Source organism: Cupriavidus yeoncheonensis (assembly GCF_905397275.1).
Taxonomy (GTDB): Bacteria; Pseudomonadota; Gammaproteobacteria; order Burkholderiales; family Burkholderiaceae; genus Cupriavidus; species Cupriavidus yeoncheonensis.
The window spans coordinates 30868-48493 of sequence record NZ_CAJPUY010000029.1; the positions used below are offsets into that span (position 1 = coordinate 30868).

Genomic DNA, 17626 nt, shown 5'->3' on the forward strand with positions numbered 1-17626 from the left:
CGCACGGCGGCCATGCATCATTCTGTCCTTGCCTTCGGCGCCGCCGGCGCGGATGCGGCCAAGCCTTCCTGCATCGCGCCCGCAGCCTTGCCGGCCTGCGCCTGCACCGTGACTTCCGCTGCGCTGGCGTTCTCCGCCTCGAACCTGGCCTGGGCCTTGTGGTTCAGCACCACGATGCTGATGCGCCGGTTCACCGGTGCCAGCAGGTCGCCCTTGTCCAGCGGCATGGTGGCCGCCAGCCCCAGCACGCGCAGCACCTTGCCTTCCTGCATGCCACCGGCAATCAGCTCGCGGCGCGAGGCGTTGGCACGGTCGCTGGACAGTTCCCAGTTGCTGTAGGTGCGCTCGCCGTTGGAATAGTTGGCGGCGTCCGTATGGCCGGACAGGCTGACCTTGTTGGGCAGTTCGTTGAGCACCGGGCCGATCTCGCGCAGGATGGCGCGCATATACGTCTCGACCTCTGCGCGGCCGGTACGGAACATCGGACGGTTCTGCGTATCGAGGATCTGGATGCGCAGGCCTTCGCTGGTGATGTCGAGCAGCAGTTGCGGGCGGAACTGCTTGAGCATCGGGTTGTTCTCGATGATCTCCTCAAGCCGGTTCTTCAACGCGCGCAGGCGCTGCGCCTCCTGGTATTCGTTGCGGCGCTGTTCGGCGGACGGGTCGTTGTCGTGCGCGCGCGCGACTTCGCCGTCCTTGCGCATCACGTCGAGGCCGCCGCCCGGAATCACGCTGGGCGACTGGCTGCTTTTCTCACCGCCGACAACAGCCACCTTCAGCGGCATGCGGAAGTACTCGGCAATCCCTTCGAGGGTCTTCTTGTTGGCGCTGGACAGCAGCCACAGCACCAGGAAAAGCGCCATCATCGCCGTCATGAAGTCGGCGTAGGCGATCTTCCAGCTATGGTTGCCGTGCGGCCTGGCGTGCGACTTCGCCCTGCGGACGATGATCGGACGCATATCGTTTGCGCTGCTCATGACGGTGGCTCCGCAGGATCAGCTCAGGCTTTTGACTTCGCGGACGTGGTCGTCCAGCTCCAGGAACGACGGCCGCACCGTGGAGTAGAGCACCTTGCGGCCGAACTCCACGGCCACCAGCGGCGCGTAACCGTTGAGCGAGGCCAGCAGGACCACCTTGATGCATTCGTAGACCTTGACGTTCTCCGACACCTGCAGCTCGATGCGCGATGCCAGCGGCGAAACAAAGCCGTAGGCCAGCAGGATGCCCAGGAACGTACCGACCATGGCGTGGGCAATCAGGGCGCCGAGTTCGGCCGGCGGCAGGTCAGCCGAAGCCAGCGCGTGCACCACGCCCATCACCGCGGCCACGATGCCGAAGGCCGGCAGCGCGTCGCCGACGCGCGACAGTGCATGAGCGGGAATCTCGGCCTCGTGGCGGAAGGTTTCGATCTCGTGGTCCATCAGGGCCTCGATCTCGAACGCATTCATATTGCCGTTGACCATCATGCGCAGGTAGTCCGTCAGGAACTCCATCACGACGGGGTCGGTCAGGATGCGCGGATACTGGCTGAACACGCTGCTCGCGGCCGGATCGGCAATTTCCTTTTCGAGGAACAGGATGCCTTCGCGGCGCGCCTTGGACAGCAGCACGTACAGCAGCGACATGACGTCCAGGTACAGTTCCTTCTTGTACTTGGAACTCTTGAACAGACCCGGCAACGCTTTCATCGTTGCCTTGAGGGCCTTGGTGGTATTGGTGGCGATGAAGGCACCGGCGGCAGCGCCACCGATGATCACAAGCTCCGCCGGTTGATATAGCGCGCCCATGTGGCCGCCGGTCATGGCATAACCGCCAAGCACCGCCGCTACCACGACGATATAGCCAAGAACTACTAGCACGATCGGATCCCCGTCAAAAAAGCGCGTCTTTCACGCACGATTGCCCGTTGCACAGGGCGGACTGGGACATCCGGTCCGCCAGTGCTGCGCAGCTTGCCAGCCAGGCGGACCTCAACCAGGATCAGGCTTCGGTCTGCAAGGCGGCGGCGTTCTTCGAGGGCTTCTTCACCTTCCCGGCACGCGATGGCGGACGGCACAGGCTGCACACGAAATTCGCGTGCGGCTCATAGGCGTGCGTGACGAACTTTCCACCGCAACACGTGCAACCGGAAAGCTGCAGCATATTGCTCTCGAAGAACCGTACTAACGTCCAGGCACGGGTGAAACTTAAGACAATTTCGCCGCCGAGCAGCGAAACATGCTCGAGATACAGCCGGTATGCAGCAACCACGGCACGGATGCCCACGGTCTCGCCTTCCTGCACCATGAACTGGTACGCGGAGAAGAACACCGACGAATGGATATTCGGCAGCCAGGTCGTGAACCAGTCGGTCGAGAACGGGAGCATGCCCTTGGGCGGTGAAACGCCCCGCAGCTCCTTGTAGAGGCGGATCAACCGGTCGCGCGAGAGGGTGGTCTCGGCCTCAAGCACCTGCAGGCGCGCACCCAGCCCGATCAGCTCGATCGCGAGCTGGGTCTGGTTGGCATCCTGGAGTACGCTCTTGCGGCTGGGAACCGACGCGGAGGCAACGCTGCGCGCCGAAGGGGCCTGCAGGAGCGCGGTCAATTGAGCGACTCCACAGGCTGACGGGCAAGAAGGATCGCAGCGTGCATCTGCTGCATGTCGTGGCTCTTGGCCGTATGGGTAAGGGTGGACAGAAGCGCGTGGTCGTCAAAGCGGAACCTGCACAGCACCATGTTCGATGCCGCGAGCTTCACGAGTTGCGCCGACGTCAGCTTGGCGAGAATGTCGGCGATTTCCTTGCTGACACCAAGCCTGAACATGGCTTCCACCTGGTTTTCCCGCACCAAGCGTTGCGCGAGCAGCAGATAGGCGAGGTTAACCTCCCTGATCTCCTGGAGAACTTCACTGCTTTCCAATTTTTCCCCGCTACCAAAAACCCGCCTCGCGCTTGTCCGGCGCTTACCGGCATCCCAGTAGAGGGCTGTCGGCGACCAGATCGTTTACATGCGTATCAGACGGGTACTACGTACGACAAAAGGAACTTCAGCCCGGTCCCATCTACAACTTCGTACCGACTCGTTACAAGTGTTACAGAGTGTAAGTGAAACTGTTACGTTTATATCGGCAATCTGCCCGCAATGCCAATCCCCACTTACGCGGGGGAAACCCCAATGTCGTACGAAAGATACATGGCTGGCCGAATTTTGTAACAAATCGGGCGTGCAACATTTGATGTAACACAACACTGCAACGCTTAAGTCATTGCAATCGCCGACTTCGAACCGCCTACCGGGATTCCACTATTGACGAACCCGAATTTGACGAACTGAACAGTCGCCTCAGCCACGCGGCCAGTCGGGCGAAGACGTCATCGGGCGCTTCCTGGAACAGGTGGGGTCGCGCCCGCGCGGCCTGCTCGAGTACGCGGTTGGCTTCTTCGAGCTGGACCGATCCGTACTGCAGCGCCAGCGTCAGCGTGGCCCGCAACTCTCCGACGCGCGAGCGCCCCAGGGTCTCGTTTTCCTCGGTCTGCAAGGCATACATCAGGTCATAGGCGCGCTGCCGCAGGCTTTCCGCCAGCACCCATGCCGGCGTGCGCATGCGCTCTTCCAGCACCCTGACATCTTCCGCCGAGGCGGCAACCTGGGAAGCGAGCGCATCGGTGAACGCGGCATCGGCACCGCATTCGGCCAGCACCTGCGCCGCCCATTCACGTGCATGTTCGAAGCGCTGTTGCGGGGTCCAGTCCGACTGTACGGCCAGCCCGAAGCCGAATCGCCGCGCATCTCGCATGAGCGACGAGAGGGCATTGGGCAGCTGCTTGTCGAACACCTTGCGCGCCCAGCCATATTCGCCGCTGGCCAGCAGCCGCATGACCGCGCGTTCGGTCAACGGACCATCGTGCTGGAGCAGCCGGGCCCGCAGGAAGTCATTGAACTCGGGCGGCAGGAAGTCCTTGTCGAAGTCCGTCGACAGGCTGACGAAATCGACGAACTCCCGGCGCAGCCTCGCCACGTCATCTGGCGACAAGGCCAGGGTGATATTGGTATTCATGGCATCGAAGGCAAAGGGCGGGCGGCAACCCAATGGAACAGGTTGCCGCCCGCCGGGGCTCAGAACGCGCTCCAGTCCCCGTTATCCGCAGCGGCAAGCGCGGCCGGGCGCGGCGCCGCGCGGACGGTCGTGGCCGGCTGGGTCACCGGTTCACTGGCGGCATCGGGCACCGGAGCGGCTTCCGGCGCCACCTTGCCGGTCCTGGCAAGCTTGCGCGCAGGTTGCGGCCTGGCCTTGCCGGACGGCCGCACGGCAGTCCGGACAGAAGGGGTAGGCTCGAAGCGGGCCGCCGCAGGCGTGCCGTCCGCCGCCAGGCGGAATGTGGCAACCACCGTCTGCAGGCGGCCGGCCTGGTCCTGGAGCGAGCCTGCTGCGGCCGCGGCCTGCTCCACCAGTGCCGCGTTCTGCTGCGTCACCTCGTCCATCTGCGCCACCGCCTGGTTCACCTGCTCGATGCCCGAACTCTGTTCCGCCGACGCCGCGCTGATCTCGCCCATGATGTCGGTCACGCGCCTGACTGCCTGCACGATCTCGTCCATCGTCGTGCCCGCCTGGCCCACCAGCGCCGTGCCGTTGTCCACGCGCGCCACCGTGTCGCCGATCAGGCCCTTGATCTCCTTGGCCGCGTTCGCGCTGCGCTGCGCCAGGCTGCGCACCTCGCCCGCCACCACCGCGAAGCCACGGCCCTGCTCGCCGGCTCGCGCGGCTTCCACCGCCGCGTTCAGCGCCAGGATATTGGTCTGGAACGCAATGCCTTCGATCACGCCGATGATGTCGACGATCTTGCGCGACGCTTCGTTGATCTCTTCCATCGTGTTCACCACGCGCCCGACCACCTCGCCGCCGCGCACCGCGGTCTCCGACGCATTCGCCGCCAGGCCGCTCGCCTGCCGCGCGTTGTCCGCGTTCTGGCGCACCGTGCTGGTCAGTTCCTCCATGCTCGATGCCGTCTCTTCCAGCGACGCCGCCTGCTGCTCCGTGCGCTGCGACAGGTCGTTGTTGCCCGCGGCGATCTCGCGCGACGCCGTGGCGATGGATTCCGCCGACTCCTTGAAGTCGCGCACCATGCCGGAGAGCTGCTGCTGCATCTGCTTCATCGCGTGGACCAGGCTGTCGCGGTCACCGGCGCGCGTCTTCACCTCGGCGGAGAAATCGCCTTCGGCAATGCGCGAGGCAATGGCCACGGCATAGCCGGGCTCGCCGCCGAGCTGGCGCGACAGTGCGCGGGCCAGGAATGCGCCGAGCAGCACCGACAGCGCCAGGCCGCCAAGCACGAGGCCGAGCATCCACAGGCGGGTGCTGGTGTACACGCTGCGCGCCTCTTCCATGTTGTTGCGCGCGCGGTCATCGCGGCGCTTCACCATCTTGGCCATGACCTCTTCGAGCGCGTGGCTGTCCTTGAGCAGGTCGGCGCTTTCGCTGAAGACGGTGCTTTCGAACTGCGAGGTATCGAGCGGCTGCTTGCTGACCAGCTCGGTGTACTTGCTCACGCGTTCGCGAAACGCCGGCGCGAGGGCCTGGTATTGCTTGACTAGCGCCTGGTCCTCCGGTTGCTCGAACATGCCGGCCACCTGCTTGATGCGCTCCTCCATGGTCGCGAGCGACTTGGCGATCTGCTCTTTCTCTATGGTGCGTTCGCCCATGGTCGATGCCGACAGCAGCGCGATCTGCGCGCGGCTGGCATAGACAAGGTTGATATTGGCGTCCTGCACGGCCTTCAGCGCCTGCAAGTCGTTGTGATAGATCTTGCCTGTCCAGTCGGCCATGCTCCCCATGTTGACGACGCCAAGCAGCCCCATGAAGGCGCCGATCACGGCGACCACCAGGAACCCGCCAACCAGCCTGGTCGTGACCCGCAGTTGATTGAACCAATGCATAGAAACTCCCCCTTAAAACAAATGATCCGGTACGCCCGGCTGCCAGTCTCAGGTCTGCGCCAGGGCTGGTGCCTGCGCCATGTCAGCGCGGCGCGGCCGTTGCGGACGCACCTCCGCCTGCATGCTGACGCGGAATGTAGCGACCGCGTCGCGCATGCGCCCGGCCTGCTCTTCGAGCGCACCGGCTGCGGCCGCGGCCTGCTCCACCAGTGCCGCGTTCTGCTGCGTCACCTCGTCCATCTGCGCCACGGCCTGGTTCACCTGCTCGATGCCCGAACTCTGTTCCGCCGACGCCGCGCTGATCTCGCCCATGATGTCGGTCACGCGCCTGACTGCCTGCACGATCTCGTCCATCGTCGTGCCCGCCTGGCCCACCAGCGCCGTGCCGTTGTCCACGCGCGCCACCGTGTCGCCGATCAGGCCCTTGATCTCCTTGGCCGCGTTCGCGCTGCGCTGCGCCAGGCTGCGCACCTCGCCCGCCACCACCGCGAAGCCACGGCCCTGCTCGCCGGCTCGCGCGGCTTCCACCGCCGCGTTCAGCGCCAGGATATTGGTCTGGAACGCAATGCCTTCGATCACGCCGATGATGTCGACGATCTTGCGCGACGCTTCGTTGATCTCTTCCATCGTGTTCACCACGCGCCCGACCACCTCGCCGCCGCGCACCGCGGTCTCCGACGCATTCGCCGCCAGGCCGCTCGCCTGCCGCGCGTTGTCCGCGTTCTGGCGCACCGTGCTGGTCAGTTCCTCCATGCTCGATGCCGTCTCTTCCAGCGACGCCGCCTGCTGCTCCGTGCGCTGCGACAGGTCGTTGTTGCCCGCGGCCACCTGATGCGTTGCCGACGAAATGCTGGCCATGCCGTCCTGGATCTCATGCACGACCGACAGCAGGCTGCGCTGCATGGTCTGCATGGCCTGCGCGAGCGCGCCGACTTCATCGCCCGCGCGGTGTTCGAAACTGGTCGTGAGATCGCCCGCGCCCATGCGCAACGCAAAGTCGAGCATCTCGCTCACCGGACGATGCACGCGCGACAGCAGCATCGTGCCGGTGACAAAGGCAGTAGCCACGGCCAGCGCGAAGCCACCCCACAACCACGGGCGTACGGAGGCGACGACGGCGCCGCCGAAGGTTTCGGCGGCCAGCAACGCGGCCAGGAACCAGACCAGGCCGCCGGCTTGCGACCACAGGATGCGCCGCCGCAGGTTCAGGCGCGTGGCGCGGCCGATGAAACCGGCCAGGCCGGTGCGCACCACGGCGCCTTCTCGAATGGCAAGGCCGTTCGCGCGCCCTTCGCGAAAGCGTGCATAGGCGGCGCTGGCGGCCTCGATCTGCTCGCGCGTCGCCATCGAACGCACCGAGGTGTAGCCCGCCAGCCGGCCATCGATATGGGTCGGCGTGACCGTCGCGCTGACCCAGTAGTAGTCGCCATTCTTGCGCCGGTTCTTGACCACGCCCGCCCACGAGCGCCCGGCCTCGATGTTCTGCCAGAGGTCGGCAAACGCCTCCGGCGGCATATCGGGATGACGCACGAGATTGTGCGGCGCGCCCAGCAATTCCTGCGCGCTGAAGCCACTCGCCTCGACGAATGTGCGGTTGGCAAAGGTGATGCGGCCCTTCAGGTCCGTGCGCGAGATCAGATAGTCGTCAGGAGAAAGCGTGTATTCGTTTTGCGTGACCGGTTGGTTGTTTCGCATGTATGACATTGACGGCTTGCTTCGGGCACTGCGGCTACGACAGCGGCACAACTCAAAGCGGTTTGGGGGCGTCGGCACGTGGTACGTGCCGGTTGCACTGGCCGGGCCGGGCGGGCTTGGGGCCCGCGGCCGCAGTAATCAGGGCCTCGGCGGGCTCAGGACAGCGCTTCGAGCGCGGCGAGCTCTTCGGTGTTGAGGAGCTTCTCGATGTTCACCAGGATCAGCATGCGCGTGTCGACCGAGCCCAGACCACGGATATAGTCGGTCGCAAGCTCGCTGGTGAAATGCGGCGTGGGCCTGATCTGGCCGGGCGCGAGCGTCAGCACGTCGGACACGCCATCGACGACGATGCCGGTGGTGCGGTCGCTCAGGTCGACGATGATCACGACGGTGTACTGGTCGTAGCTGACTTTGTCCTGGCGGAACTTGATGCGCAGGTCGATGATCGGGACGATCTTGCCGCGCAGGTTGATCACGCCCTTGATGTAGTCCGGCGCATTGGCAAGCTGCGTCACGGACTCGTAGCCGCGGATCTCCTGGACCTTCAGGATGTCAACGCCGTATTCCTCGCGGCCGAGCGTAAAGGTCAGGAATTCTTCGCCGGCGCCTTCCACCTTGTCGATATGCTTCATCGTTGCTTGCCCCCGGTTGGCTTCTGATTACTGGTGCCCGCCGGCAGCATGCAGGCGGCAGCGGCACGGGGACTTTCACTTTGTCCCCTGATATTTACGGCAGTGCGGCGAGTGCCTGAAGGGCGACTCGCGATAATCCACCCCCTTCCTTAGAGGGGGATTTCCTTTCAGTTGCCCAGCGCGGCCACCGCAGCCATCAGTTGGTCAGGGTCGAACGGCTTGGGCAGGAAGCCGGAAGCCCCGGCCTCGCGCGCCTGCTCGCGGATGCGCTCGTCGGCTTCGGTGGTCAGCATCAGGATGGGAATGCCCGCATAGCGCTCGGTGGCGCGCAGGTTGCGGATCAGCGTCAATCCGTCCATGCCTGGCATGACCTGGTCCGTCAGCAGCATGTCGAAGCTGGTCTCCATGGCCAGCGCGCGCGCCTGGTCGCCATCGGCGGCCTCGGTCACCGCGTAGCCGCCGGCCCGCAGGCACGCGGCAATCATGCGGCGCAGGGACGGCGAATCGTCGACGACGAGGATGCTGGGGACTGACATGGGAGGCATTGGGGCTCCGAAAGCGCATGGCGGCTGGATCCGACAGGGGCATGGCGCTACCGGCGGCGGACAGGCCGGCGCGGACTGCGTGGATCGCCATCTCGGCGCCGGCAGCCTGCCGAAGTGATTATCGGCAGGCTGATGCGGGGGCTTTAGAACCCATTTCAGAACGAGGAAGGCAGTGTCCCGCACGGATGGCCGGTGCGCTGCCGCGCCTCAGCGCACTGCCTGCACTTCCCTGGCGGCGGCCTTTTGCCCGAGCGCCTCGGCAAATCCCGCCGCGTCCAGCGGCAGCGACAACAGGAAGCCCTGCACTTCATCGCAGCCCATCTCGTTGAGGATCTCGAGCTGAGACGAGGATTCCACGCCTTCGGCCACTACCTTCATGCGCAGCTCGTGGGCCAGCGCCACCATGGAGCCGACAATGGCCCGACCCTGCGCGTCGGCATCGAGGCCGCCGATCAGCGTCCGGTCGATCTTCAGCGTGCCCACACGCAGCCGCTTCAGGTAGCCGAGGCTGGAATAGCCACTGCCGAAGTCGTCCAGCGCCACCTGGATGCCGAGCGACTGCAGCTCGGCCAGCGTTTCGAGCGACTTGCCGATGTCCTTCATGGCCGCGGTCTCGGTAATTTCGAGCGTGATGGCCGAGGGAGGAATGTCGTGCTGGTGGATCTGCTCGAGCAGGTATTGCGGGAAATTGCGGCTGGCGAAGCGCAGGCCCGATACGTTGATGGCCACCGGCACCAGCGGCAGCCCGGCGTCCTGCCACTGCCGCACATGCCGGCATACGCTCGAGATGACCCAGTCATCCAGCTTGTCGATCTGGCTCGACTGCTCGGCCACGGCAATGAACTCGGCCGGGCTGACCTGGCCAAGCGCCGGGTGGCGCCAGCGGCAAAGCGCCTCGGCACCGACCAGGATGCGCCGCCGCGCGTCGAACTTGGGCTGGAACTGCAGCGACAGCGCGTCGTCCTGGATCGCTGTCCAGAGGTCGCGCCGGATCACGCGGGTGCGGCGTGCCCGCTCGCCGGCCGCGCTGTTGAACAGCCGTACCTGGTTGGAGCCGCTTTCTCTGGCCTCGGTCAGGCTCACGCGGGCCGCCTGCATCAGGGACTCGGAAGTCTGCGCGTCGCGCGGATAGACGGCGATGCCGATGTTCACCCCGATCTGCATCTGCAGGCCGCGTGCCGCCACGAACTCGGCCAGCGAGCCAAGGACGCGCGAGCCCAGTTCCTGGGCGCGGCCGTGGTGGACCATTTCGGGCACGCCGACCGCGAATTCGTCCCGCGCCAGCCTCGCCAGGAAATCGTGCGGCTCCAGCGCGGCCTGTGCGAGTGCGCCGGCGTCCTGCGCCAGGATATCGTCGGCGCGCACTTCGAAGACTTCATCGACTTCGCGGAAGTCCGCAACATGGATCAGCAGGACAGCGCAGCTGCTTTCGGCCAGCCGCGCCTGCGCGACAGCCTGGTCCAGCCAGCGGCCGAAGGCAACGCGGTCCGGCATGGCGGTGGCAACGCTGTACTCGGCCACGGTGCCCTGGCCGCGCGCGCCCGGCCGCACGACAAGGCGCCCGGGTATGCGGCCGCTACACCGGATCTGTCGCGACTCGACCACGCGCAGCGCGCCTGCCGCATCGTCCGACAGGTCATCGGCAACGCCGGCCCCATTGCGCCTGGGCCCGGCCATCCAGCCGCGTGACTGCGCCTGATGGAAGACAAAGATCAACAGGCACAGCGCGGTCAGCCCACCTGCCAGCCAGGCCGGATGCGGCAGCCCCGCCGCATCGATGCAGGCCCGCGCGGTCATGGAGCCCGCGCCGCAGACCCTGCCAAGCCGCGTGCCGGCTACGGCCACCAGCCCCGCGCCTGCCAGCGCCGAGGCGATCGCCGCGCCGCGCCAGAGCCGGGCGCCCTGCCTGAGCCAACCGAACAGCAACTTGCCTGCCGACGTAGCCGCCGCCGCGACGGCGAAAGCTCCCGCCATCCGCGCCGTCTCGTTGGCTGCCGGCACGCCGCCAGAGCTGAGCACCACCACGAAAGGCAAGCCCACCGTCAGCTGCGACAACAACGTGGCGGACCAGGACAGCGCGCGCACGCGGCGGTCGCCGCCGGCCTCTGGCCGTGCCTGGCGACCGCCGAGAACGGCGGCCACGCCGAGCAGGGCGGCCAGCAGCAAAAGGGCGGTACTCAAGGCGATCATGCGATTGCGCTGTGATTAGAAGAATGCGCGAACGTCGGGACGATGCGGGGCAAACCCCGCATCATGGCACTTTGCGGTCGCGATGTGAACAAGGCGATACGGCATCCTTGCTAGAAAGCGCTCCAGTCGTCGTCCGATCCACGCGCTGCGGCAACCGCAGGGGCCACCCGGGCCGGCCGTGCCACGGCCGCCGCCGCACGTGGCCTGGGCGGGACTGCCGGCAGCGCGCGCGCGGCGGGATGCGAGACTGTACCGGCTGCGCCGCCCAGATTGAAGACCGAGACCACGCTTTTCAGCTTGCGCGCCTGCTCATCGAGCGAGCCGGCCGCCGCCGCGGCCTCTTCCACCAGCGCGGCATTCTGCTGCGTCACCTGGTCCATCTGCGTAACGGCCTGGTTCACCTGCTCGATGCCGCTGGTCTGCTCCTGCGAGGCTGCGCCGATCTCGTTCATGATGTCAGTGACCCGGCGCACGGCCTGCACGATCTCGCCCATGGTCTGGCCCGCCTCGGCCACCAGCCGCGTACCGCTTTCGACGCGCTGGCCGGATTCGCTGATCAGCGCCTCGATCTCCTTGGCTGCCGACGCCGAGCGCTGCGCCAGGCTGCGCACCTCGCCGGCCACCACCGCGAACCCTCGGCCCTGCTCGCCCGCGCGGGCCGCTTCGACGGCGGCATTGAGCGCGAGGATGTTCGTCTGGAACGCAATGCCCTCGATCACGCTGATGATCTCGACCACCTTGCGTGACGCCCCATTGATCTCGTTCATGGTGTCGACCACGCGGCCCACCACATCGCCGCCCTTGAGGGCAATCTGCGAAGCCTCGCCGGCCAGCACCCCGGCCTGACGGGCATTGTCGGCATTCTGGCGCACCACCGTGGTCAGTTCCTCCATGCTCGCCGCGGTCTGTTCGAGCGACGACGCCTGTTCCTCGGTGCGCTGGGACAAATCCAGGTTGCCGCTGGAGATCTGCTCGGTTGCCGAGGCCATGGAATCCGCGCCCACGCGCACGTCGGACACGATCTTGTGCAGGCTGTCCTGCATGGCGGCCAGCGCTTGCATCATGCGGCCGATCTCGTTGCGGGACACCGCGGTGATGCGGGAGGTCAGGTCACCGCGCGCGATCCGCTCCATCACCTTCAGCGCCTCCTCCACCGGGCGGACGATGGCGCGGTTCAGCGTTGCCGTGCACAGCCCCGCAAGCACGAGTCCGACGACGATCACTACGATCGAAAGCGTGCGGATGCGCGCGAAGCGCGCCTGCGAGTCTTCGAAATTGGCCTGGCCGACCGTCATCTGGAACTTTTGCAGGGTCTCGTGCGCCGCGGACATGGTGCGCTGCAGTTCGGGCATGACCTTGCTGGCCAGACGCGCCGCCTCTTCCCTGTTTCCGGCCAGGGCCGCCTGCTGCATCGGTTCGATCCCCTTTGTCATAAAGTCGGCGCGCTTGCGTTCGAGTTCGCCGGCGAGCGCCTTTTCCTGCTCGTCCTGCGGCAGGCTCATATACCGCTTCCACGCGGAAGCCCCCGCCTCGACAAACACCTTGGAGCGGTCGACGTTGACTTTCGGGTCATCCAGCTCGCCCTGTATCACATTGCGGTCGAGCGCCAGGCGCATGCGCGTGGTGGCCAGCATGGCGTCGCTCAGCGCCACCGTCGAAGCGAGCTGGTTTGAGTAGGTCTCCTTCAGCGCGTCATTGCTTTGCGAAATCCCGTGCAGCCCGACGCCGCCCATAAGAATCAGCAGCAGCGACAGCGCGGCCATGGCGCCCCTGACCAGGGTCTTGATCTGAATGTTATTTTCGAATGACATGATGAATGCGACGGTAGGCAATCCACGGGACACCCCCCACGTCCCGGTACGGCGAACCGACACACCCGACGATCCGCCCTGCCCGGATAACGGCCTGCCCACTCGGTTCTTGAGCCAGCTCCAATATTTGCAGTGCAACATCCAAAATGTCGGACATGCGCCACGTGACTCATCATTTCGTGTCATCGGGACACTCCGAAAAAATAGCATTTCCGCCAATTCTTCCTGCCAGTTAAGGATTATGTGTTTTTTCGCACCGGCAAAGTCCATCGGCACGCCCCGCCATGCGTGATGAAAAACAAATGACCGATTTGGCAGATTTCGGCGCACGGCTGGCAACCTGTGTCAGCACTGGCGCGCCGCTAACCGCAGCGCGACAAGGTGCGATGGCAAAAGTTCAGGGCAATATTGCTTGAGAATCTTCCTAATCTTGCTGGTCAATCGCGCATGAAAGATTTGCAGCCGCGCGTTAGCCCGATATAATGCCTTTCGACATTCCGCACCCACCCGATACCCGAGGACCAAATGGCGACTTATCAGGAAATCGTTCAGAAAATCAACGAACTGCAAAAGCAGGCCGAAGAAATCAAGGCCCGTGAGCAGGCTGCAGTGATTGCCGATATTCGCGAAAAAATCGACCAATATGGCTTGACGGCGGAAGATCTCGGTTTTGGCGTGAAGGCTGTAGCCGGCAAGAAGGCCGTCAACCGCAAGGTGCCCGTGCGTTATCGTGACAGCGCCGGCAACACCTGGACTGGCCGCGGCAAGCGCCCGGGCTGGTTGACCCAGGCTCTGGCAGCCGGCAAATCGGTGGACGATTTCCTCATCCGCTGAGATTCGACCGCTGTAGTCGCAACAAAAACGCCACGGAAAACTCCGTGGCGTTTTTGCTTGCGGCGGCTGCCGCTCATCGCGGCAACGCAGAAACGGGTACGCGCAAGATTCTCAGGCGTCAAACCCGTTGGGATTGGTGGACTGCCAGCGCCACGAATCCTCGCACATGCGATCGAGATCATGGCGCGCCTGCCAGCCCAGCAACTGGTGCGCCAGCGTCGGGTCGGCATAGCACGATGCAATATCGCCCGGCCGGCGTGCCACGATCTCGTGGGGCACGGGGCGCCCGCTGGCCCGCTCGTAGGCGGCCGCAACCTCGAGCACGCTGTAGCCGCGGCCCGTGCCCAGGTTGACCGTCATGCTCTGGCCGCGATCACGCAGGCAGATCAGTGCGGCCAGGTGTCCGTCCGCGAGATCGCAGACGTGGATGTAATCGCGTACGCCGGTGCCATCCGGCGTCGGATAGTCGCCACCGAATACCATGAGCTTTTCCCGCCGGCCGCCGGCCACCTGGGCGACATAGGGCATGAGGTTATTCGGGATGCCGCGCGGATCTTCCCCGATCAGGCCGCTTTCATGCGCCCCGACCGGGTTGAAATACCGCAGGTAGGCAATGCGCCACTCCGGATCTGATTTTTCCAGGTCACGCAGGATTTGCTCGCCCATCAGCTTGGTCTGCCCATAGGGATTGGTCGCCGAAAGCGGGAAATCCTCGAGAATCGGCACGGTATGGGGATTGCCATACACCGTGGCCGACGAACTGAACACCAGTTGCTTTACCCCGGCATCGCGCATGGCGGCACACAGCGTAACCAGGCCGTCCAGGTTGTTGCTGTAATACTCGAGCGGCTGGCCGACGGATTCGCCGACCGCCTTGAGTGCCGCGAAATGGATGGCACCGGAGATACGATGCTCCGCGAACAGGCGCTCCAGCAGCGCGCGGTCGCGGACATCGCCTTCGACAAAATTTGGTGTCTGCCCGGTAATCGTTGCGATCCGGTCCACCACCACACGGCTGCTATTGCACAGATTATCGAGGCCGATCACTTTGTAGCCGGCATTGAGCAATGCCACCCAGGTATGTGAAGCGATATAGCCAGTGGCGCCGGTAAGAAGCAAAGTCTGGGACATGGGGATTCGGTAACTCATCGAGAAAAGATGGGCGAACATCGGCCACGGCGGGCACACCCAAGCCGGTGCAAGATGCGACGCATAGGCCGGAACAACGACCATTATCGCCTACCCGGGACTCTGGCTGGCGCCAGGTTCAGTCGTCCGCGCCACCAACCGGAAGCATCCCCGCCCGGGCAACCCACGCCTCATGTGCGGCGCGCAGCCTCCAGCCGGATTCGAAGTCGCGCATGCCGAGCCACTGCGCTACCGAAGCCGGCGATGCGCCGGCTTCGAAATGCATGGCGCCGCAGGTATTGCGCAGCGTCTGTGGAGATGCCCGTTCGCTGCGCGCCGACAGCACGCCGGCCTGGTCGAGCAGCAACTCTACGCGTCGGTAAACGGATGCGGCATGCATCGGGCGCCCGCTCGGCATGGCCGGGAACACCAGTTCGCCCAGCGTGCCGGACGCCGCGCGCAGCGACAGCCATGCGGCCAACGCCCGGTGGGCGAAGGCAAACAGCGGCGCTTCATAGGTGCGGCCGGTCTCGGGCTTGGCCATGCGCAGCACCACGCGTCCGGCATGGCCGGTATCGATGGCCCTGGTGCGCAATCCGCGGATTTCCCCCACCTTCAGCCCCGCACCCAGCAGTACTGCCACCATCGCGGCATCGCGCGCACGCTTCCATGCCGTAGGCGAAGCCCCGGCCCCATCCGGCGCAGCTTCGCCGGCCGGCCCCAGCACACGCGCGATCAACAGGTCGCGCTCGCCGGGCAGCAGGAATGCGGTCGGATCGTTCTCGCCTTCGGCCAGATGCGCGCGCACCGCCTGGCTGGCCGGGTTGTGCAGACCTTCCTCAAGACGGGCGAGATAGTTATAGATCCGCTCGATCAGCCGGGTATAGCGATAGCGGTGCGACTTGTGGAGATCCTGCTCGTCCAGGAATTCGCCGATCTGGCCGGCCGACCAGGACAGCGGCGCCAGGCCGCGTTCCGCGGACCAGCGCAACAGCTTTCCCCACATGGCGCGATAGACCACGCTGGTGCCGTGGCGGAAGCCGTTGCGCGCCAGCCAGCCATCGAAGGCGCGCTCGGGATGGCTGCGCCAGCTTGCCAGGTCGGCATCGAACAGGGCTGCCTGCGGTCCGTCCGCGCTGAACTCGCTGCGCTGAGTGGTCACTGACTCTCCGGCAAAAGGTAACGGTAACGCGCTTATTGTAGACAAGGCGTCACTGGCCGGGCGGTCGGACCGATCGCCATGCAGGCCGAGCTTGCGGGAGCGTCCTCCTCGTGCTACCTTTTGCTCATCAATGCAACTGGTTGCATAGTGCCAATTCTCAGTTGCCTGCTGACCACGTAGAACGAGGAGACCACCACCCATGAATGCCGCTGCGCTGATTCCGAACGCCCGTACCACATTGGCCGCCTGGCACGAGATGCTTGCCACGCATGCCTTCGAACGGCTCGGAGACATCATGGCCGACGACGTGGTGTTCCGTTCGCCCGTGGCCCACACGCCGTACCCGGGCCGCGCCGCCATCGTGCTGGTGCTGATCACCGTCAACCAGGTCTTCCAGGACTTCCGCTACCACCGCAGCTTCGTCAGCGAAGACGGACACAGCGTGGTGCTCGAATTCAGCGCCAACGTGGACGGCAAGCAGCTCAAGGGCATCGACATGATCCGTTTCGACGCCGCCGGCAAGATCGCCGAATTCGAAGTCATGATCCGTCCGCTGAGCGGCCTGCAGGCACTCGGCGCCGCCATGGGCGCACGCCTGGCCAGCCAGAAGCAAGTACTTACCGGGGCGGCCTGAAGCCGCCGCGCCCGCGCCGCCCCCTCGCCGCCCTACCCGCCCGATTCCACCGAGGAGCTTTCCGCATGTCCCTTCCCGCCCAGTTGAAGAACCGGCTTTCGCTGCCGGTCGTGTGCTCGCCGCTGTTCATCATCTCCAACCCGGACCTTGTCATTGCCCAGTGCAAGGCCGGCGTGGTCGGCTCCTTCCCCGCGCTCAACGCGCGGCCGGCGCCGAAGCTCGAAGAATGGCTGGACCGCATCACGACCGAACTGGCGGAACACGACGCCAGGAACCCGGACCGCCCGGCCGCGCCGTTCGCCGTCAACCAGATCGTGCACAAGTCCAACGACCGGCTCGAGCATGACCTGGAGCTGTGCGTGCGCTACAAGGTGCCCATCGTCATCACCTCGCTGGGCGCGCGCGCCGAGGTCAATGAGGCGGTGCATTCGTACGGCGGCATCGTCCTGCACGACGTCATCAACAACGCCTTTGCGCGCAAGGCGATCGAGAAGGGTGCCGACGGGCTGGTGGCCGTGGCGGCAGGGGCGGGCGGCCATGCCGGCACGCTGTCACCCTTTGCACTGCTGCATGAAATCCGCGAGTGGTTCGACGGCCCGCTGCTGCTGTCAGGCGCCATTGCCAGCGGCGACGCCATCCTGGCAGCGCAGGCCGCGGGCGCGGACCTGGCCTATATTGGCTCGGCCTTCATCGCCACGCAGGAAGCCAACGCCCAGGACGGCTACAAGCAGATGATCGTGGACAGCAGCGCGAACGACATCGTCTATTCGAACCTGTTCACCGGCGTGCACGGCAACTACCTGCGCGGCAGCATCGAGCGTGCGGGGCTGGACCCGGCGGCCCTGCCGCAATCGGATCCGTCGAAGATGAATTTCGGCTCGGCCAGCGCCAAGGCATGGAAGGACATCTGGGGTGCCGGCCAGGGTGTGGGCGCCATCAAGCGCGTGGTGCCGGCCGCCGAACTGGTGCGCCGCTTCGCCGAAGAGTATGCACTGGCCCGCCGCCGCCTCGGCTTGCCCGATGGCGCCGGCGCGTCGCAGGCGCAAACCGCGGACGTCGCCTGACCAAGCGGAACCGGCC

17 protein-coding genes are annotated in these 17626 nt (G+C 65.4%); 4 read left to right on the forward strand and 13 right to left on the reverse strand.

The features are described from left to right. Positions 1-17: 17 nt before the first annotated feature. From motB to KHO22_RS28590, 11 genes are all read right to left on the reverse strand, one after another. Positions 18-977, reverse strand: coding sequence for a flagellar motor protein MotB (gene motB / locus KHO22_RS28540; protein WP_211950540.1), 960 nt, complete (start codon positions 975-977; stop codon positions 18-20). Between the two features lie 18 nt (positions 978-995). Then, a complete protein-coding gene (gene motA / locus KHO22_RS28545) occupies positions 996-1859 on the reverse strand; it encodes a flagellar motor stator protein MotA (protein WP_211950541.1) in 864 nt (287 codons plus the stop codon). A gap of 121 nt (positions 1860-1980) precedes the next feature. Then, positions 1981-2586, reverse strand: a complete 606-nt coding sequence (gene flhC, locus KHO22_RS28550; RefSeq protein ID WP_211950542.1) for a flagellar transcriptional regulator FlhC — start codon at positions 2584-2586, stop codon at positions 1981-1983. Then, positions 2583-2900: a flagellar transcriptional regulator FlhD gene (flhD, locus tag KHO22_RS28555; protein ID WP_211950543.1), complete on the reverse strand. Its 318-nt coding sequence runs from the start codon at positions 2898-2900 to the stop codon at positions 2583-2585. The genes flhC and flhD overlap by 4 nt, the downstream gene beginning before the upstream one ends. Before the next feature lie 370 nt (positions 2901-3270). After that, complete coding sequence (locus tag KHO22_RS28560; protein WP_211950544.1) at positions 3271-4038, reverse strand: DUF4088 family protein; 768 nt, start codon at positions 4036-4038, stop codon at positions 3271-3273. Positions 4039-4097: 59 nt separating this feature from the next. Then, positions 4098-5915: a methyl-accepting chemotaxis protein gene (locus tag KHO22_RS28565; RefSeq protein WP_211950545.1), complete on the reverse strand. Its 1818-nt coding sequence runs from the start codon at positions 5913-5915 to the stop codon at positions 4098-4100. A 48-nt stretch (positions 5916-5963) separates the two neighbouring features. Beyond that, positions 5964-7610, reverse strand: coding sequence for a methyl-accepting chemotaxis protein (locus KHO22_RS28570; protein WP_211950576.1), 1647 nt, complete (start codon positions 7608-7610; stop codon positions 5964-5966). A gap of 155 nt (positions 7611-7765) precedes the next feature. Continuing rightward, positions 7766-8242, reverse strand: a complete 477-nt coding sequence (locus KHO22_RS28575) for a chemotaxis protein CheW (protein WP_211950546.1) — start codon at positions 8240-8242, stop codon at positions 7766-7768. Between the two features lie 167 nt (positions 8243-8409). Continuing rightward, positions 8410-8778 (reverse strand): response regulator, encoded by a 369-nt coding sequence (locus KHO22_RS28580; protein ID WP_211950547.1) that lies wholly within the window; start codon positions 8776-8778, stop codon positions 8410-8412. Between the two features lie 216 nt (positions 8779-8994). Then, complete coding sequence (locus KHO22_RS28585; protein WP_211950548.1) at positions 8995-10977, reverse strand: putative bifunctional diguanylate cyclase/phosphodiesterase; 1983 nt, start codon at positions 10975-10977, stop codon at positions 8995-8997. 110 nt (positions 10978-11087) lie between these two features. After that, positions 11088-12788, reverse strand: coding sequence for a methyl-accepting chemotaxis protein (locus tag KHO22_RS28590; RefSeq protein WP_211950549.1), 1701 nt, complete (start codon positions 12786-12788; stop codon positions 11088-11090). Between the two features lie 284 nt (positions 12789-13072). On the opposite strand from KHO22_RS28590, the gene KHO22_RS32755 reads away from it, so the two are divergent. Together KHO22_RS32755 and KHO22_RS28595 are read left to right on the forward strand one after the other, a co-directional pair. Then, positions 13073-13204, forward strand: a complete 132-nt coding sequence (locus KHO22_RS32755) for a hypothetical protein (RefSeq protein ID WP_268914548.1) — start codon at positions 13073-13075, stop codon at positions 13202-13204. 109 nt (positions 13205-13313) lie between these two features. Then, positions 13314-13622: an H-NS histone family protein gene (locus KHO22_RS28595; protein ID WP_211950550.1), complete on the forward strand. Its 309-nt coding sequence runs from the start codon at positions 13314-13316 to the stop codon at positions 13620-13622. A gap of 111 nt (positions 13623-13733) precedes the next feature. Here the strand turns inward: KHO22_RS28595 and galE are convergent, their stop codons facing one another. Further along, entirely contained in the window at positions 13734-14753 is a 1020-nt protein-coding gene (gene galE, locus KHO22_RS28600) for a UDP-glucose 4-epimerase GalE (protein WP_211950551.1), read from the reverse strand. A 136-nt stretch (positions 14754-14889) separates the two neighbouring features. After that, complete coding sequence (locus KHO22_RS28605; protein WP_211950552.1) at positions 14890-15912, reverse strand: tyrosine-type recombinase/integrase; 1023 nt, start codon at positions 15910-15912, stop codon at positions 14890-14892. Positions 15913-16111: 199 nt separating this feature from the next. On the opposite strand from KHO22_RS28605, the gene KHO22_RS28610 reads away from it, so the two are divergent. Continuing rightward, complete coding sequence (locus KHO22_RS28610) at positions 16112-16546, forward strand: nuclear transport factor 2 family protein (RefSeq protein WP_211950553.1); 435 nt, start codon at positions 16112-16114, stop codon at positions 16544-16546. Positions 16547-16611: 65 nt separating this feature from the next. Further along, entirely contained in the window at positions 16612-17610 is a 999-nt protein-coding gene (locus KHO22_RS28615; RefSeq protein ID WP_211950554.1) for an NAD(P)H-dependent flavin oxidoreductase, read from the forward strand. The last annotated feature ends 16 nt before the right edge of the window (positions 17611-17626 follow it).

Bases quoted from the DNA above. Each gene is read 5' to 3' on its own strand.
- motB (WP_211950540.1), bottom strand. From the start codon at position 977: ATGAGCAGCGCAAACGATATGCGTCCGATCATCGTCCGCAGGGCGAAG.
- KHO22_RS28560 (WP_211950544.1), bottom strand. From the start codon at position 4,038: ATGAATACCAATATCACCCTGGCCTTGTCGCCAGATGACGTGGCGAGG.
- KHO22_RS28565 (WP_211950545.1), bottom strand. From the start codon at position 5,915: ATGCATTGGTTCAATCAACTGCGGGTCACGACCAGGCTGGTTGGCGGG.
- KHO22_RS28570 (WP_211950576.1), bottom strand. From the start codon at position 7,610: ATGCGAAACAACCAACCGGTCACGCAAAACGAATACACGCTTTCTCCT.
- KHO22_RS28575 (WP_211950546.1), bottom strand. From the start codon at position 8,242: ATGAAGCATATCGACAAGGTGGAAGGCGCCGGCGAAGAATTCCTGACC.
- KHO22_RS28580 (WP_211950547.1), bottom strand. From the start codon at position 8,778: ATGTCAGTCCCCAGCATCCTCGTCGTCGACGATTCGCCGTCCCTGCGC.
- KHO22_RS28585 (WP_211950548.1), bottom strand. From the start codon at position 10,977: ATGATCGCCTTGAGTACCGCCCTTTTGCTGCTGGCCGCCCTGCTCGGC.
- KHO22_RS28590 (WP_211950549.1), bottom strand. From the start codon at position 12,788: ATGTCATTCGAAAATAACATTCAGATCAAGACCCTGGTCAGGGGCGCC.
- KHO22_RS32755 (WP_268914548.1), top strand. From the start codon at position 13,073: ATGCGTGATGAAAAACAAATGACCGATTTGGCAGATTTCGGCGCACGG.
- KHO22_RS28595 (WP_211950550.1), top strand. From the start codon at position 13,314: ATGGCGACTTATCAGGAAATCGTTCAGAAAATCAACGAACTGCAAAAG.
- galE (WP_211950551.1), bottom strand. From the start codon at position 14,753: ATGTCCCAGACTTTGCTTCTTACCGGCGCCACTGGCTATATCGCTTCA.
- KHO22_RS28610 (WP_211950553.1), top strand. From the start codon at position 16,112: ATGAATGCCGCTGCGCTGATTCCGAACGCCCGTACCACATTGGCCGCC.
- KHO22_RS28615 (WP_211950554.1), top strand. From the start codon at position 16,612: ATGTCCCTTCCCGCCCAGTTGAAGAACCGGCTTTCGCTGCCGGTCGTG.